General features: G+C 67.8%; 12 protein-coding genes. 7 read left to right on the forward strand and 5 right to left on the reverse strand.

Annotated elements, in window-relative coordinates:
• Positions 1 to 5: 5 nt before the first annotated feature.
• On the forward strand, positions 6 to 836 hold the full coding sequence (locus LGM56_RS19520; protein WP_226206479.1) for a metallophosphoesterase: 831 nt from the start codon (positions 6 to 8) through the stop codon (positions 834 to 836).
• A 59-nt stretch (positions 837 to 895) separates the two neighbouring features.
• Here LGM56_RS19520 and LGM56_RS19525 read toward each other — a convergent pair whose 3' ends face one another.
• Both LGM56_RS19525 and LGM56_RS19530 read right to left on the reverse strand, forming a co-directional pair.
• Complete coding sequence (locus LGM56_RS19525; protein ID WP_163008969.1) at positions 896 to 1,048, reverse strand: hypothetical protein; 153 nt, start codon at positions 1,046 to 1,048, stop codon at positions 896 to 898.
• Positions 1,049 to 1,165: 117 nt separating this feature from the next.
• The gene (locus LGM56_RS19530; RefSeq protein WP_226206480.1) at positions 1,166 to 2,107 is read right to left on the reverse strand and encodes a LysR family transcriptional regulator; all 942 of its coding nucleotides are present in this window, start codon (positions 2,105 to 2,107) and stop codon (positions 1,166 to 1,168) included.
• Between the two features lie 157 nt (positions 2,108 to 2,264).
• Between LGM56_RS19530 and LGM56_RS19535 the strand changes: the two genes are divergently transcribed.
• From LGM56_RS19535 to LGM56_RS19550, 4 genes are read left to right on the forward strand one after another with little or no spacing between them, the layout of a single operon-like run.
• Positions 2,265 to 3,857 carry an efflux transporter outer membrane subunit gene (locus LGM56_RS19535; protein WP_226206481.1) on the forward strand — a complete coding sequence of 531 codons (1,593 nt, stop codon included), beginning with the start codon at positions 2,265 to 2,267 and terminating at the stop codon, positions 3,855 to 3,857.
• A 14-nt stretch (positions 3,858 to 3,871) separates the two neighbouring features.
• A complete protein-coding gene (locus LGM56_RS19540; protein WP_089494689.1) occupies positions 3,872 to 6,073 on the forward strand; it encodes an FUSC family protein in 2,202 nt (733 codons plus the stop codon).
• Positions 6,070 to 6,273, forward strand: coding sequence for a DUF1656 domain-containing protein (locus LGM56_RS19545; RefSeq protein ID WP_011351756.1), 204 nt, complete (start codon positions 6,070 to 6,072; stop codon positions 6,271 to 6,273). Before LGM56_RS19540 ends, LGM56_RS19545 begins: the two co-directional genes overlap by 4 nt.
• Positions 6,274 to 6,285: 12 nt before the next feature.
• Positions 6,286 to 7,161, forward strand: a complete 876-nt coding sequence (locus LGM56_RS19550) for an HlyD family secretion protein (RefSeq protein ID WP_089439860.1) — start codon at positions 6,286 to 6,288, stop codon at positions 7,159 to 7,161.
• A 21-nt stretch (positions 7,162 to 7,182) separates the two neighbouring features.
• Here LGM56_RS19550 and LGM56_RS19555 read toward each other — a convergent pair whose 3' ends face one another.
• The gene (locus tag LGM56_RS19555; protein ID WP_089494688.1) at positions 7,183 to 8,856 is read right to left on the reverse strand and encodes a methyl-accepting chemotaxis protein; all 1,674 of its coding nucleotides are present in this window, start codon (positions 8,854 to 8,856) and stop codon (positions 7,183 to 7,185) included.
• Between the two features lie 408 nt (positions 8,857 to 9,264).
• On the opposite strand from LGM56_RS19555, the gene LGM56_RS19560 reads away from it, so the two are divergent.
• A complete protein-coding gene (locus LGM56_RS19560; protein ID WP_226206482.1) occupies positions 9,265 to 10,503 on the forward strand; it encodes an MFS transporter in 1,239 nt (412 codons plus the stop codon).
• Positions 10,504 to 10,577: 74 nt separating this feature from the next.
• On the opposite strand, the gene LGM56_RS19565 is transcribed toward LGM56_RS19560, so the two are convergent.
• Both LGM56_RS19565 and LGM56_RS19570 read right to left on the reverse strand, forming a co-directional pair.
• Complete coding sequence (locus LGM56_RS19565) at positions 10,578 to 11,375, reverse strand: 5'-methylthioadenosine/adenosylhomocysteine nucleosidase (RefSeq protein ID WP_089472629.1); 798 nt, start codon at positions 11,373 to 11,375, stop codon at positions 10,578 to 10,580.
• Complete coding sequence (locus LGM56_RS19570; protein WP_226206483.1) at positions 11,372 to 13,735, reverse strand: UvrD-helicase domain-containing protein; 2,364 nt, start codon at positions 13,733 to 13,735, stop codon at positions 11,372 to 11,374. The genes LGM56_RS19565 and LGM56_RS19570 overlap by 4 nt, the downstream gene beginning before the upstream one ends.
• Positions 13,736 to 13,972: 237 nt before the next feature.
• On the opposite strand from LGM56_RS19570, the gene LGM56_RS19575 reads away from it, so the two are divergent.
• Positions 13,973 to 16,840, forward strand: coding sequence for a valine--tRNA ligase (locus LGM56_RS19575; RefSeq protein WP_226206485.1), 2,868 nt, complete (start codon positions 13,973 to 13,975; stop codon positions 16,838 to 16,840).
• Positions 16,841 to 16,906 lie beyond the last annotated feature (66 nt).

The following is a 16,906-nucleotide window of genomic DNA, read 5'->3' on the forward strand; positions in this document are numbered from 1 at the left end:
CGCCCGTGAAAGTCCGCGTCCTGTCCGACCTGCATCTCGAAAGCAACCTGCCCGACGTGATCCCGCATGCCGACGCGGATCTCGTCGTGCTCGCCGGCGACATCCACAATCACGCGGAAGGCCTGCGCTGGGCCGCCGAAACGTTCGATCCCGCGGTGCCGGTGATCTACGTGCCGGGCAACCACGAGTACTACGACGGGGAATTCGGCGCGCTGGAGTCGGCGATGCGCGATGCGGCGCGGGCGCTCGACAACGTGCATTACCTGAACAACGACGTCTACGTCGATCCCGCGCAGCGCTACCGCGTGCTCGGCACGACGCTCTGGGCCGATTTTTCGCTGTTCGGCGCCGACGAAGCCAGCGTTGCCGGTTCGATCGAGGCCGGGCAGCGCGTGATGCTCGATTTCAAGGGATTGATCCAGGTGACCTGGCCGCACGATGCGGCGCTGCATGCGGCGCCGGGCACGCCGGAGCGGGATTTCTCGCCGGCGGACGCGATCGCGCTGCATCGACGCAGTCGCGCGTGGCTCGAAGCGCAGCTCGCCACACCGTTCGCGGGCCAGACGATCGTCGTGACCCACCATGCGCCGCACCGGCGCTCGCTGGCGGAGCGCTATGCGGAGGATCTTGCGTCGGCGGGATTCGTAACGGACATGGCGGAGCTCGTGCGGCCGCCGGTCAATCTGTGGCTCCACGGCCACACGCATACGTCATTCGACTATGTGGCGGACGGCGGCACGCGCGTGGTGTGCAACCCGCGCGGCTACATCCACCGGCGCACCGGCGAACTGGAAAATACCGCGTTCACGTGGGACAAGGTCGTCGAGCTCGGCTGAACGCCGGCCCGCGCGGCCGCGTTGCGCGGCCTTTTTCAACCCGGGGCGTGACGGCCGGATCAGCGGCCGGGGCGGCGTTGCTCGCGCACCCGCACCGGCACCGGCTTCATCTGCGCCTTCGCCTTCATCGCGCGCAGCAGGTCGCGGGTCGCCGCGGCGGCCGCGGCCGCGCCCAGCAGGACTCCAAGGCCGATCATCAGGTGCGTATCCATTGCTACTCCGGGGTTGCGTATCTCGTTAATTCTCACAGTATCAAACTGTCTGACACGCGTTCGTAAAAAAATGTTGCCTGAAGGACAAATCTCGTCAGATCGCGGTCAACCGCGCTGTCATGTCGCACGCGTGTACTGCTCGAGCGCGGCTTCGTCGGCGGCGAGCGTGGCCGGCAGTTCGTCGCGCAGGAAATCGACCCAGGTGCGAATTTTCGCGTCGAGGTACTGGCGCGACGGATACAGCGCGTAGATGTTCATCACGTGCGACCGGTACTCGGGCATCACGCGCACGATGTGCCCGCTGCGCAGCCAGCCGATCGCCGAATAGAGTGGCAGGCCGCCGATCCCCATCCCTTCCCGCACGGCCACCGCGAGCGCCTCGGCGACGTTCACGCGAAACGGCGGCGCCGTGACCGGCACGACCTCGTCGCCGTTCGGCCCCGACAGCGCCCATTCGTCGAAGTGAAAGCCCGGCGCGATCATCCCGAGGCACACGTGCTGCGCGAGGTCGGCCGGCCGCTGCGGCACGCCGTGCGACTCGACATAACCGCGCGACGCGCACACCACGCTGTAGCTCACACCGAGCCGCTGCGACACGAGCCCCGAATCGGGCAGGTCGCGGCCGACGACGATCGCGACGTCATACCCCTCGTCGAGCAAATCGGGCATCCGCTGCGCGAGGGTCAGCTCGACGTGCACGTCCGGGTAGCGCTCGCGATAGCGCGCGATGGCCGGCACCAGGTAGTGCTGGCCGAGGCTCGTGAAGCAATGCACCTTCAGCTTGCCCGACGGGCGCGCATGCGCGTCGCCCGCCTCGGCTTCGGCCTGGTCGACATACGCGAGGATCTCTTCGCAGCGCTGCAGATAACGCTCGCCGGCTTCGGTCAGCGCGATCCGGCGCGTCGTGCGGTTCAGGAGACGCGTGCGCAGGTGCGCCTCGAGATCCGAGACCGCGCGCGACGCGTAGGCGGTAGTCGAATTCATCTGCTGGGCGGCCGCGGTAAAACTTCCCGCGTCGACCACGCGGACGAACACCCGCATGTTTTGTAACGTATCCATCCCATTACCCGTTTGAATCCGGACGGATTGTTGCACAGAGACGAACAAGTATTGTCTCAGGATTCGTAAAAATGCCTTGCACCCTTGTCCATTTATTCAGGAATCACTGAAAAATATAATCGCATCCGACTCATCTATATCCGAAAGGGAGAAAATCGTGCAGTCTCCGGCGACAAAAGGGACGCTCGCACTGGCGGTTCTTGCAGTCTCATTAATAATGGCCGGATGCGCGAGCATGGGCGACAACAAGCCGCAGTCGGCCCGCATCGAGGCGAACGCGCTCGACGCCGGCGCCGCCATCCGCGCGGCCGACCGTGACGCAGGCTGGCCCGCGGCCGACTGGTGGCGCGCCTACCGCGATCCGCAACTCGACGCCTGGATCGCCAACGCCCAGGCCGGCAACCCGACGCTCGCGGCCGCCGAGGCACGGGTGCGCGAAGCGCAGGCGATGGCGCGCGTGGCCCGCTCGGCCGAACTGCCGCAGATCAACGGCAACCTGTCGCTGATGCGCCAGCACTGGCCGGACAACGTGTACTACGGCCCCGGCCCGCTCGCGAACACCGATACCTGGAACAACACCGGCACGCTCGGCCTGTCGTACCACCTCGACCTGTGGGGCAAGGACAAGAACGCGACCGAGCGCGCACTCGACACCGCGCATGCAACCGCCGCCGACGCGCGTGCGGCCAAGCTCGAGCTCGAAGTCAACGTCGTGCGTGCGTACGTCGGCATGTCGATGAACTATTCGCTGCTCGACCTCGCGCACGAAACGTTCGAACGCCAGCGCTCGCTCGCCGATCTGGCGCACAAGCGGCTGCAGGCCGGCCTCGGCACGCAGCTCGAAGTGAGCCAGGCGGAATCGACGCTGCCCGATTATGAGCGCCAGATCGACAGCTATGAGGAAGCGATCCAGCTCGCACGGCATCAGCTCGCCGCGCTGGCCGGCAAGGGCCCCGGCGCGGGCGATGCGATCAAGCGGCCGCAGCTGTCGCTCGACGCACCGGCCGGCCTGCCGTCGGCGATGCCGGCCGACCTGCTCGGCCGCCGCCCCGACGTCGTCGCGGCGCGCTGGACGGTCGACGCGCAGGCGCGCGGCATCGATGTCGCGAAGGCGTCGTTCTACCCGAACATCGACCTGCTCGCGACGGTCGGCGGCTTCGGCGTGACCGCGCCATTCACCGACTTCCTGCGCGCGATGAACGGCGGCTGGACGGCCGGCCCCGCGCTGTCGCTGCCGATCTTCGAAGGCGGCCGGCTGCGTGCGCAGCTCGGCGCTGCGAATGCCGGCTACGACCAGGCAGTCGAGCGCTACAACCAGACGATCGTCGGCGCGCTGAAGGACATCGCCGACCAGGTCGTGCGGATCCGTTCGCTCGATACGCAGAAGAAGGACGCCGCACGCTCGGTGGCCGCCAACGACCGCAGCTACCAGCTGTCGCGCGAAGGCTTCCGCCGCGGGCTGACCGACTACGTGAACGTGCTGGTCGCGCAGCAGCAGTTGCTGCGCGCGCAGGAAACGGCCGCCCGCATCGATGCGGAACGCCTCGCCGCGCATGCGCAGTTGATGGCCGCGCTCGGCGGTGGGGTCGAGACGGGTACCGATGTGCGGGGCGACCATCCGCCGCATGACGAATCCGCCACCGGCGCAGCCGCGCCTGCCGCCGCGTCGGGCGCGAAGCCCGTGGCGGCCGTCGCCCGGCCCGCGCAGGTGGCCGCCGCCGGTGCGTCCGGCGTGCCGGCCGCACGGTAACGCGGAGAGCCGCCATGTCAGCCTCCTCCCCCGCTTCCACACCCGCCGGCGGCCCGTTCGCGGCCTGGGCCGCCGCGTTCGGCGACTGGGCCCGCACCGACGGCGCCGCGTGGCTCTATCTGTTCAAGGCGCTGCTCGCGACCTTCATCGCGCTCGGCGTGTCGATGCGGCTCGACCTGCCGGCACCGAAGACGGCGATGACGACCGTCTTCATCGTGATGCAGCCGCAAAGCGGCGCCGTGCTCGCGAAGAGCTTCTACCGGGTCGCCGGCACGATCTTCGGGCTCATCGCGACGCTCACGTTCGTCGGGCTGTTCCCGCAGCAGCCGCAGCTGTTCCTGCTGGCGATCGCCATCTGGATCGCGCTGTGCACCGCCGGCGCCGCGCGCAACCGCAACTTCCGCAGCTACGGCTTCCTGCTCGCCGGCTATACGACCGCGCTGATCGGCCTGCCCGCGTCGCAGCATCCGGACGGTGCCTTCATGAGCGCGATGACGCGCGTCTCCGAAGTCATCATCGGGATCGTGTCGGCCGGTGTCGTCAGCGCGCTCGTGTTTCCGCAGTACACCGGCGAGCAGATGCGCACGACGGTGCGCAAGCGCTTCGGCAGCTTCGTGGACTACGTCGCATCGGCGCTGTCGGGCCAGCTCGACCGCGCGCACATCGAGACGATCCACACGCGCTTCGTCGCCGACGTGGTCGGCTTCGAGGCCGCGCGCAGCATGGCCGTGTTCGAGAATCCGGACACGCGCATGCGCAGCGGCCGGCTCGCGCGGCTGAACAGCGAGTTCATGAGCGCGTCGAGCCGCTTTCACGCGCTGCATCAGTTGATGAACCGGCTGCACGCGGCCGGTGCGCAGGCCGCGATCGATGCGATCGAGCCGTATTTCCGCGAAATCGCACCGCTGCTCACGCGCCATGGCGAACCCGTGCGCACGTCGATCGACGCCGCGCACTCGGCCGAGCAACTGCTCGCGTGGCGCGACGCGCTGCCGCGCCGCATCCGCGCGACGCGCGCGGAGCTCGAAACGCAGCCCGGCTTCCCGCTGCTCGACTTCGACACGGCCGCCGAGCTGCTGTACCGCTTCATCACCGACCTGCAGGAATACGCGGCGACCTATGCGTCGCTCGCGACCGCGACGCACGAGCGCGAACGCTGGATCGAGCGCTACGAGCCGCGCACCAACCGGACGGCCGCCACGATCGCGGGGATCCGCACCGCGACGGTGATTCTCGCGCTCGGCTGGTTCTGGATCGAGACCGCGTGGCCGAGCGGCGTGATGCTGGTGCTGAACGCCGCGGCGACCTGCGCGCTCGCGTCGTCGGCACCGCGCCCGACCGCGATGGCCGCGCAGATGGGGATGGGCACGGCGCTGGCCGTTTGCACCGGCTTCCTGCTGATGTTCGGCATCTACCCGCGGATCGACGGCTTCTGGCTGCTGTGCGCGGCGCTCGCGCCGTTGCTCGCGATCGGCATCTACATGACGCTGAAGCCGAAGCTCGCGGGCTACGGCATGGGCTACCTGATCTTCTTCTGCTTCCTCGCCGGCCCGGACAGCATCACGCACTACGATCCGATGAGCTTCATGAACGACGCGCTCGCGCTGCTGCTGTCGATGCTGGTATCGGCGATCGCGTTCGCCGTGCTGTTCCCGCCGACCGCGCCGTGGCTCAAGAAGCGGCTGCTCGCCGACCTGCGCCACCAGGCCGTCGCGGCCTGCCATGCGCGGCTCGCCGGCTTGCGCACGCGCTTCGAGAGCGGCGCGCGCGACCTGATGTACCAGGCGCACACGCTGTCGGCCGACCAGCCCGACGTGCAGCGCGACGCGCTGCGCTGGATGTTCGCGGTGCTCGAAACCGGCAACGCGGCCATCGACCTGCGCCACGAGCTGGCCACGCTGCCGTCCGATCCGCGCTATGCGCCGACGACGCCGTGGCGACGCGCGATCGAGACGATGCGCGCCGCGCTGTCGTCGCTGTTCGCCCGGCCGGACACCGAACGCTTCGACGCCACGCTCGCCGCGGTCAACGCTGCGATCGACGCGACCCGGCAGACGCTCGACGCGTTCACGCCGACGCGCGAGGAACGCCACCGGCTGCAGCGGATCCTGAGCCACCTGCATTTCGTGCGCACGGCCCTGCTCGATCCCGAATCGCCGCTCGCCGCGCTCAACCGCAACCGCCCCGTGCGTCCCCAACCAGGAGCCTCGTCATGATGCCGCGTGAAATCGCCATTCTCGATGCCTACATGCCCACGGTGGTGCTGATGTTCGTCCTCGGCGCGCTCGCGACCTGGGCCGTCGACCGCCTGCTCGCCTACACGGGCCTCTACCGACTCGTCTGGCACCCGTCGCTGTTCCGGGCCTGCCTTCTCGTCTGCATTTGCGGCGGACTGAGTCTTGCCGTTTACCGTTGATTCCGAACCATCATGATTCTCAGAAAACTCTTCGGCTTCGTCGCGACCGCCATCATTCTTCTCGTCGCGATCCTGATCGGGCGCTCGCTGTGGGTGCACTACATGGACGATCCGTGGACGCGCGACGGGCGCGTGCGCGCCGAGATCGTCAACGTCGCGCCGGACGTGTCGGGCGCGATCGTCGAGCTGCCCGTGCATGACAACCAGCTCGTCAAGAAAGGCGACCTGATCATGCAGATCGACCCGTCGCACTACCAGATCGCGGTCGAGCAGGCGCAGGCGGCCGTCGCCGCCCGCCGCGCGGAACTGCAGATGCGCCGCGACGACGCGGCCCGCCGCGCGGATCTCGATGCGCTCGTCGTGTCGAAGGAAAACCGCGAGAACGCCGCGCACAGCGCGTCGAGCGCCGATGCGCAGTACCAGCAGGCGATCGCCGCGCTCGATGCCGCGAAGCTCAACCTCGAGCGCACGCGCGTCGTCGCGCCGGTCGACGGCTACATCACGAACCTGCAGACCTTCAAGGGCAATTACGCGGTGGCCGGCCAGGCGAAGCTCGCGATCGTCGACAGCCACTCGTTCTGGGTCTACGGCTACTTCGAGGAAACCAAGCTGCCGCGCGTGAAGATCGGTGCGCCGGCCGAGATGCGGCTGATGAGCGGCGGCGTGATGAAGGGCCACGTCGAAAGCATCTCGCGCGGCATCTACGATCGCGACAACCCGCAGAGCCGCGACCTCGTCGCGGACGTGAACCCGACCTTCAACTGGGTGCGCCTTGCGCAGCGCGTGCCGGTACGCATCAAGATCGACGACGTGCCGGCCGACGTGGTGCTGTCGGCGGGCACGACCTGCACGGTCATCATCGATCCGGACAAGCAGAAGAAGTCGTAAACGCGGGACGGCCGGGCACGCTCAGGCCGCGATGCGAAAGCGCCCGACCAGTGACTTCAACGCCTGCGCCTGCTCGTCGAGCGCATTCGCCGCGGCGGCCGCCTGCTCGACGAGCGCTGCGTTCTGCTGGGTGCCGGCGTCCATCTGCGTGACCGCGCGGCCAATCTCGTCGATGCCGGCGCTCTGCTCGTCGGATGCCGCCGAAATCTCGCCGATGATGTCGGTCACGCGCTTCACCGCGCGCACGACGTCGCCCATCGTGCGGCCCGCGTCGTGCGCGAGCGTCGCGCCATTCGCGACGCGTTCGACCGATGCACCGATCAGCTCGCGGATCTCCTTCGCCGCGGTCGCCGAACGCTGCGCGAGCAACCGCACCTCGCCCGCGACCACCGAGAAGCCACGCCCCTGTTCGCCCGCGCGCGCCGCCTCGACCGCCGCGTTCAACGCGAGAATGTTGGTCTGGAACGCGATCCCCTCGATGGTGCCGATGATGTCGCGGATGTTCTTCGCGCTGTCGTCGATCTCGCTCATCGTCGCCACCACACGCCCGACGACTTCCCCGCCCGTCTCCGCGACGGCCGACGCATTGGCCGCGAGCGCGCTCGCCTGCCGCGCGTTCTCGGCGTTCTGGCGTACGGTCGACGTGAGCTGCTCCATGCTGGCCGCGGTGCGTTCGAGCGCGACGGCCTGCTGCTCGGTACGCTTCGACAGGTCGAGGTTGCCGGTGGAGATCTCGCCCGACGCCGCCGCGATCGCCTCGGCGCTGACGGCGATCTCGCCGACGGTCGCCGCGAGCCCGGTCTGCATCTCGGCCAGCGCACGCACCATGCTGTCGCGGTCGTGCCGGCCCAGCGTGATCGGTCGCGTCAGGTCGCCGCGCGCGATGTCCGCGGCGATCGCCTTCGCGTGCGCGGGCTCGCCGCCGAGCTGCGACGCGAGACGGCGCACGACGCGCTCGGCGATCACGATCGCGAGCACGATCAGCGCAACCGTCATCGCCGCGATCATCGCGAACGACGACGAGAAAATGGTGGCGGACGCATCGAGCGTCGCCTTCGACTTCGCGCCGCGCGTCTTCACGAGTTCGGCGACGAGTTTCTCGAGCTTGCCGGTTTCGACCAGCAGCGACACGTCCTGCGTGCCGACCTGCCAGTTCATCTGCGACAGGTCGAGCGGCTGCGCACGCACGAGTTCGACGAAATCGCGCAGATGCGCGCTCCAGGTGCCGACCGCCGTCGAGAACGCGTGCAGCCGCGCCGAATCGTCGGCATCGGCCGGATCCGCGTAGCGCTGCAGCGTGCCGAGCGCCTGGCCGATCGACGCGAGCCCCGCGCCCACGTCGGCGCCCAGTTCGTCGCGCTCCTTCGCGGTGGTCGCGGTCAGCAGCATCTTCTGGGCACGGCTCGCGCGCAGCACTTCGGCCCGGACCTCCGCGGCCGCGCGGCTCGCGACGTGGCCCTGCTCGTAGACCGACGCGATCGACGCATTCAGCCGGCTGATCTGCCAGAGCGAAAACATGCCGATCGCCAGCGTGCCGGCGAGCAGGATCGCGAAGGCGGCGCGCAACGTCGCCTTGACGGTCCACTGCCGGCGCTCGCGACGCGCCGCGCGCAGGCGCCGTGCGGCACGGCCGGCGGCAACGTCGGGTGCGGCGGCGGCCGCACCCGGCTGTGGATGCAAAGATGCTGCTTTCATCGAACTATCCCCGTATTGATCACGCGGCCGGAAAGGTCGGTCCCGGCATTCCCGCGATGGCTGGCCTTGCCGCGCGTCCTGCGCCCGCCCCGGCGGATAGCCGGTGCCGGGCGCGGCGCGCCTGTTGTCATTGGGTCGTTCTACGGCCGCCATCGCCGTTTCTTGAGTCCGGGAAACCACGCACCGGCCCCGGGCGCGCCCTCCCGTGACGGGCAGGCGCGCCGCCAGCGTTATACCCGGTCAAAAAAACGCGCACCTCACGATCCATCAGATGAATGTCCGATTCACGATAAAAGTTGTCCGGACATTCTCGATACGCCACATTACACTTCTTTGACGCAGCAACGATTCAAGACGCGCCAATCCCCAGCAGAGCGCGCCCACCACCTCAACTCGTTCAGCTCTCACATGGAAACCAGCCTCGACACCGGCTCCGCCGGCGCAGCCGCCGCCCAGCCATCCACGCCCCCCGTCGCCCGCACCGTGTACCCGGTGCTCGGCGCGATCAGCTTCTCGCACATGCTCAACGACATGATCCAGTCGTTGATCCTCGCGATCTATCCGATGCTCAAGAGCCAGTTCGCGCTGTCGTTCGCGCAGATCGGCCTGATCACGCTCACCTACCAGATCACCGCGTCGCTGCTGCAGCCGCTCATCGGCCTCTATACCGACAAGCGTCCTAAACCGTATTCGCTGCCGGTCGGCATGGGCTTCACGCTCGCGGGGCTGCTGCTGATGTCGGTCGCGCCGAGTTTCCCGATGCTGCTGGTGGCCGCGGCGCTGGTCGGCTGCGGCTCGTCGGTGTTCCATCCCGAGTCGTCGCGCGTCGCGCGGATGGCGTCGGGCGGCCAGCACGGGCTCGCGCAGTCGGTGTTCCAGGTCGGCGGCAACGCGGGCTCCGCGCTCGGGCCGCTGCTCGCCGCACTGGTGATCATTCCGCACGGCCAGCACAGCATCGCGTGGTTCTCGGCGGCCGCGCTCGTCGCGATGATCGTGCTCACGCAGATCGGCCACTGGTACAAGAAGCATCCGTCGATGAAGAAGAAGGCCGCGGCGGCCGGCCACCCGACGCTGTCGCGCGGCCGCGTGCTGGGCGCGATCGGCGTGCTGGTGCTGCTCGTGTTCTCGAAGTACTTCTACCTCGCGAGCATCAACAGCTATTTCACGTTCTACCTGATCGACAAGTTCCACCTGTCGGTGCAGGCCGCGCAGATCCACCTGTTCGTGTTCCTCGCGGCCGTGGCGGCCGGCACGCTGATCGGCGGGCCGGTGGGCGACCGGATCGGCCGCAAGTACGTGATCTGGGTGTCGATCCTCGGCGTCGCGCCGTTCACGATGCTGCTGCCGTACGCGAACCTGTTCTGGACCAGCGTGCTGACCGTGATCATCGGCGTCGTGCTCGCGTCGGCGTTCGCCGCGATCCTCGTCTATGCGACGGAGCTGATGCCCGGCAAGGTCGGGATGGTCGCGGGCCTGTTCTTCGGCTTCGCATTCGGCCTCGGCGGGGTCGGCGCGGCCGTGCTCGGCCAGCTCGCGGACGCGACGAGCATCCCGTTCGTCTACAAGGTGTGCTCGTTCCTGCCGCTGATCGGCGTACTCACCGTGTTCCTGCCGAACCTCGAAAGCAGCCGGCGCAAGCAGGCGTGACGCACCGGCCGCGGCGTGCGCGCCGCGGCCGGTCGAACGGCTCGAATGAAGGAATGAAGAAAACGGCGGCGGCTTCAGGCCGCCGTCGTCGCATGCAGCGTCAGGAATCGCTTGAGGATGCCCGACGAATAGCTGCTCGCGATCGCCGACAGGAAGTGCGAGAACGACTGCGTCGCATGATCGTCGGCCGTATCGGAGATCGTGCGCACGAGCGCGAACGGCACGTCGTGCTCCGCGCACACCTGCGCGATCGCGGCGCCTTCCATCTCGACCGCGAGCGCATCCGGCAGCGCATCGCGCAGCGCGACGACCTCGCGCTCGCTCGACACGAAGCGGTCGCCGCTGATGATGAGCCCCGCATGCAGCGTCGCACCGGCCAGGCCGAAACGCGCGGCGAACTGCGCGCCCTCTTCCTCGACGAACTGCGTGCACGCCGCCCGCAGGCTGGCGGTCAGCGCCGCGTCGGTCGCGAAACGCGTGATGCCGAGCAGCGGCACCTCGTAGCGCGGAAAGAGCGGCGACGCATCGAGATCGTGCTGCAGCAGCGTATCGGCCACGACGACATCGCCGACGCGCACCGTGCGCGACACGCCGCCCGCGACGCCGGTGAACACGACGCCCGCCACGCCGAACACGTGGATCAGCGCGCTGACCGTCGCGGCGGCCGCGACCTTGCCGACCCGTGCGAGCGTCACGACGCAGGCCGCGCCGTGCACGGTACCGACGTGATAATCGCGACGGCCGAGCGTGACCGTCTTCATCGCGCCGTCGGCGCGCATCGCCGCGATCAGGTCGCCGAGTTCCTCGGGCAACGCGGCCAGAATACCGAGCGGACGAGCCGCAGGCGTCACATCGAGGTCGATGCCCATCATTCCACCGCCTGCAGTTTCGCGACCGCGAGCGCGAGCCACTTCTCGCCGTGCCGCTTGAATTTCACCTGCGCCTTCGCATCGGTGCCGTTGCCTTCGAGCGCGGTGACCGTGCCTTCGCCGAACTTGGTGTGGAACACCTGCTGGCCGACCCGGAAGCCGGCATCGGCGGCGCGCTGCTTGTCCGCGAACGCCGGCAGCGGCGCGGATACGGCCGGGTCGACGATCTGCTCGCGACTGCCGCCGCTCGGCCGCGCGAACCAGTCGCGCCCGTACCCGGCGTTGTCCGACCGGCCGCCCCAGCGCGAACCGGCCTCGACCTTCGGCGTCAGCCACTTCAACACGTGCTCGGGCAGTTCGTCGAAGAAGCGCGAGCGCACGTTGTAGCGCGTCTGGCCATGCAGCATCCGGCTCTGCGCGAACGACAGGTAGAGCCGCTCCTTCGCGCGCGTGATCGCGACGTACATCAGCCGCCGCTCTTCCTCGAGGCCGTCCGATTCGAGCACGCTGTTCTCGTGCGGGAACAGCCCTTCCTCGAGGCCCGTGATGAACACGGCCGAGAATTCGAGCCCCTTCGCCGCGTGCACCGTCATCAGCTGCACGGCGTCCTGCCCGGCCTGCGCCTGGTTGTCGCCGGCCTCCAGCGATGCATGCGACAGGAAGCCGGCGAGCGGCGTCATCGTGTCGGGGTTCTGCGCCGGATCGGCGGGCGATACCGGGTCGAGCACGTCGACCGCCGGATCGTCCGTCGCGGCGCCGAGCTCGGGCGCCGCGATCGCACCCGCGCGCAGCGGGATCGAACGGGCCGGCGTGTCGAGCCCGTAGCCTTCCTCGGCGATGAACGCGGTGGCCGCGTTCACGAGTTCCTGCAAGTTCTCGAGACGATCCTGGCCTTCGCGCTCGCCCTGGTAGAAATCGGCGAGGCCGCTGGCGCGCACGATGTGCTCGACGGTGTCGGGCAGGTTCATGTGCTGCGTGTCGGCGCGCATCTTCGCGACCAGGTTCGCGAACCCGCCGAGGCTCGTGCCGGCCTTGCCCGTCACGTACGGGATCGCGGCGGCCATCGAGCAGCCGTACAGGCGCGCGGCGTCGGCCAGCTGCTCGATCGAGCGCGCACCGATGCCGCGGGTCGGGAAGTTCACGACGCGCACGAACGCGGTGTCGTCGTTCGGGTTGTCGATCAGGCGCAGGTACGCGAGCGCATGCTTCACTTCCTGGCGCTCGAAGAAGCGCAGGCCGCCGTACACGCGGTACGGGATGCCCGACGACATCAGCGTGTGCTCGATCGAGCGCGACTGCGCGTTGCTGCGGTACAGGACGGCCACTTCGCTGCGCGCCATCCCGGTGTTGATCAGCGAGCGGATCTCCTCGACGATCCAGCCGGCTTCCTGCGAATCGGTGCTCGCTTCGTACACGCGCACGGGCTCGCCGTGGCCCGCGTCGGTGCGCAGGTTCTTGCCGAGGCGGTGCGCGTTGTTCGAGATCAGCTGGTTCGCCGCGTCGAGAATGTTGCCGTGCGACCGGTAGTTCTGCTCGAGCTTGATCAGGTTGCGCACGCGGAATTCGTCTTCGAAGTCGCGCATGTTGCCGACGTTCGCGCCGCGGAACGCGTAGATCGACTGGTCGTCGTCGCCGACCGCGAAGATCGCGTTCTCGCCGCCCGCGAGCATCTTGAGCCACGCGTACTGCAGCTTGTTGGTGTCCTGGAACTCGTCGACGAGAATGTGCCGGAAGCGCGCCTGGTAGTGCGCGCGCAGCGGCGCGTTGTACGCGAGCAGTTCGTAGCAGCGCAGCAGCAGCTCGGGGAAATCGACGACGCCCTCGCGCTGGCACTGCTGGTCGTACGCCTGGTACAGCTCGACGAACTTGCGGTTGAAGTTGTCGGACGCGTCGACCTTGTCGGGACGCAGCCCCTGCTCCTTCGCGTTGTTGATGAAGTACTGCACGTTCTTCGGCGGGTACTTTTCGTCATCGACGTTCGCCGCCTTCATCAGCCGCTTGATCGCGGACAGCTGGTCGGCCGTATCGAGGATCTGGAAGGTCTGCGGCAGGCCGGCGTCACGCCAGTGCGTGCGCAGCATCCGGTTGCACAGGCCGTGGAACGTGCCGATCCACATCCCGCGCGTGTCGATCGGCATCATCGCCGACAAGCGCGCCATCATTTCGCGCGCGGCCTTGTTCGTGAAGGTCACGGCGAGCACGGTGGGCGGCGACGCGTAGCCCTGCTGGATCAGCCACGCGATGCGGGTGATCAGCACGCGGGTCTTGCCGCTGCCCGCCCCTGCAAGGATCAGCGCCGGTTCGTTCGGCAACGTGACGGCGGCGAGTTGTTCGGGGTTCAGATTGGCGAGCAGATCGGGCATGGAGCGGCAGCGAACGGGCGAGAAAAATGCGGACCCGACATTATAAGTCCGACGGGAAGCTTGCCGTTCGCGATCGCTCAAACCTGCCGCGACGGCAGCGGAGCGCCCCGACGCGGGTCAGCTAATGCCCGGCAAATATGGGTGCGTCGACATCGACAACTCGCCTTCGATATAGACGCGTCTATATAATTGTCAGATTCGGCATCCAATTCACGCATTTTTCGGCAGATTTCCAACATGAGCGACAACACGCTTGCGAAGAGCTTCGAGCCCCACACCATCGAGTCCCAATGGGGGCCGGAGTGGGAAAAGCGCGGCTACGCGGCCCCGGCCTTCGATCCGGCCCGCCCCGATTTCTCGATCCAGTTGCCGCCGCCGAACGTGACGGGCACGCTGCACATGGGCCACGCGTTCAACCAGACGATCATGGACGGCCTCACCCGCTACCACCGGATGCTCGGCGAGAACACGCTGTGGGTGCCCGGTACCGACCACGCGGGGATTGCGACCCAGATCGTCGTCGAGCGCCAGCTCGACGCGCAGGGTGTGTCGCGCCACGACCTCGGCCGCGAGAAGTTCGTCGAGCGCGTGTGGGAATGGAAGGAAAAATCGGGTTCGACGATCACCGGCCAGGTGCGCCGCCTCGGCGCATCGCCCGACTGGTCGCGCGAATACTTCACGATGGACGACAAGATGTCGGCCGCCGTGCGCGACGTGTTCGTCACGCTCTTCGAACAGGGCCTGATCTACCGCGGCAAGCGCCTCGTGAACTGGGATCCGGTGCTGCTGACCGCCGTGTCGGACCTCGAAGTCGTGAGCGAAGAGGAAAACGGCCACCTGTGGCACATCCGCTACCCGCTCGTCGACGGCTCGGGCTCGCTGACCGTGGCCACGACGCGCCCGGAAACGATGCTCGGCGACGTCGCGCTGATGGTTCACCCGGAAGACGAGCGCTACGCGCACCTGATCGGCAAGCTCGTCACGCTGCCGCTGACGGGCCGCGAGATCCCGGTGATCGCCGACGACTACGTCGACCGCGAGTTCGGCACGGGCGTCGTGAAGGTCACGCCCGCGCACGACTTCAACGACTACCAGGTCGGCCAGCGCCACAAGCTCGCGCCGATCGAGATCCTGACGCTCGACGCGAAGATCAACGACAACGGCCCCGAGCAGTATCGCGGCCTCGACCGCTTCGACGCGCGCAAGGCGATCGTCGCCGACCTCGACGCGGAAGGCTTCCTCGACTCGGTGAAGCCGCACAAGCTGATGGTGCCGCGCGGCGACCGCACGGGCGTCGTGATCGAGCCGATGCTGACCGACCAGTGGTTCGTCGCGATGACGAAGCCGGCGCCGGAAGGCACGTTCAATCCGGGCAAGTCGATCACGGAAACGTCGCTCGACGTCGTGCGCAGCGGCCAGATCAAGTTCGTCCCCGAAAACTGGACGACCACCTACTACCAGTGGCTCGAGAACATCCAGGACTGGTGCATCTCGCGCCAGCTGTGGTGGGGCCACCAGATTCCCGCGTGGTACGGCGAGAACGGCGAGGTGTTCGTCGCGCGCAACGAGGAAGAAGCGCGCGCGCAGGCTGCCGCGAAGGGTTACACGGGTGCGCTGAAGCGCGACGAAGACGTGCTCGACACGTGGTTCTCGTCGGCGCTCGTGCCGTTCTCGTCGCTCGGCTGGCCGAACGAAACGCCTGAACTGAAGCACTTCCTGCCGTCGTCGGTGCTCGTCACGGGCTTCGACATCATCTTCTTCTGGGTCGCCCGGATGGTGATGATGACCACGCACTTCACGGGCAAGGTGCCGTTCCACACCGTCTACGTGCACGGCCTCGTGCGCGACGCGGAAGGCCAGAAGATGTCGAAGAGCAAGGGCAACACGCTCGACCCGATCGACATCGTCGACGGCATCGACCTCGACACGCTGGTCGCGAAGCGCACGACGGGCCTGATGAACCCGAAGCAGGCCGCGACGATCGAGAAGAAGACGCGCAAGGAATTCCCGGACGGCATCGCCGCGTTCGGCACCGACGCGCTGCGCTTCACGATGGCGTCGATGGCGACGCTCGGCCGCAACGTGAACTTCGACCTCGCGCGCTGCGAAGGCTATCGCAACTTCTGCAACAAGCTGTGGAACGCCACGCGCTTCGTGCTGATGAACTGCGAAGGCCACGACTGCGGCAGCGACAAGCCGGAAGTCTGCGGCGCGGGCGATTGCGGCCCGGGCGGCTACCTCGACTTCTCGGCGGCCGACCGCTGGATCGTGTCGCTGCTGCAACGCACGGAGGCCGACATCGCGAAGGGCTTCGCCGATTACCGCTTCGACAACATCGCCAGCGGCATCTACAAGTTCGTGTGGGACGAGTACTGCGACTGGTATCTCGAACTCGCGAAAGTGCAGATCCAGAACGGCACGCCGGAACAGCAGCGCGCGACGCGCCGCACGCTGCTGCGCGTGCTCGAGACGGTGCTGCGCCTCGCGCATCCGATCATCCCGTTCATCACCGAAGCGCTCTGGCAGAAGGTCGCGCCGCTGGCGGGCCGTTATCCGCAAGGCAAGGCCGAAGGCGAAGCGTCGCTGATGACGCAGGCGTACCCGGTCGCGAACCTGCAGAAGATCGACGAGGTGTCCGAACAGTGGGCGGCCGACCTGAAGGCGATCGTCGACGCGTGCCGCAACCTGCGCGGCGAGATGAACCTGTCGCCGGCCACCAAGGTGCCGCTGCTCGCAGCCGGCGATGCCGAGCGCCTGCGCTCGTTCGCGCCGTACGTCCAGGCGCTCGCGCGCCTGTCGGAGGTGCAGATCCTCGCGGACGAAGCGACGCTCGACAAGGAAGCGCACGGCGCGCCGATCGCGATCGTCGGGCCGAACAAGCTGGTGCTGAAGGTCGAGATCGACGTCGCGGCCGAACGCGAGCGCCTGTCGAAGGAAATCACGCGCCTGACGAACGAGCTCACGAAGTGCAATGCCAAGCTCGGCAACGAGGCGTTCGTCGCGAAAGCGCCGCCGGCCGTGGTCGAACAGGAGCAGAAGCGCGTCGCGGAATTCCAGAGCACGCTGGACAAACTGCGCGCGCAGCTCGATCGGTTGCCTGCGTAACAAAGGGTAAGGTCGTTTGCGTTCACTATAATGGGGACGTGAACATAGACTATCTGACAAGTCGAT

Source organism: Burkholderia sp. AU38729 (assembly GCF_020419725.1).
Lineage (GTDB): Bacteria > Pseudomonadota > Gammaproteobacteria > Burkholderiales > Burkholderiaceae > Burkholderia.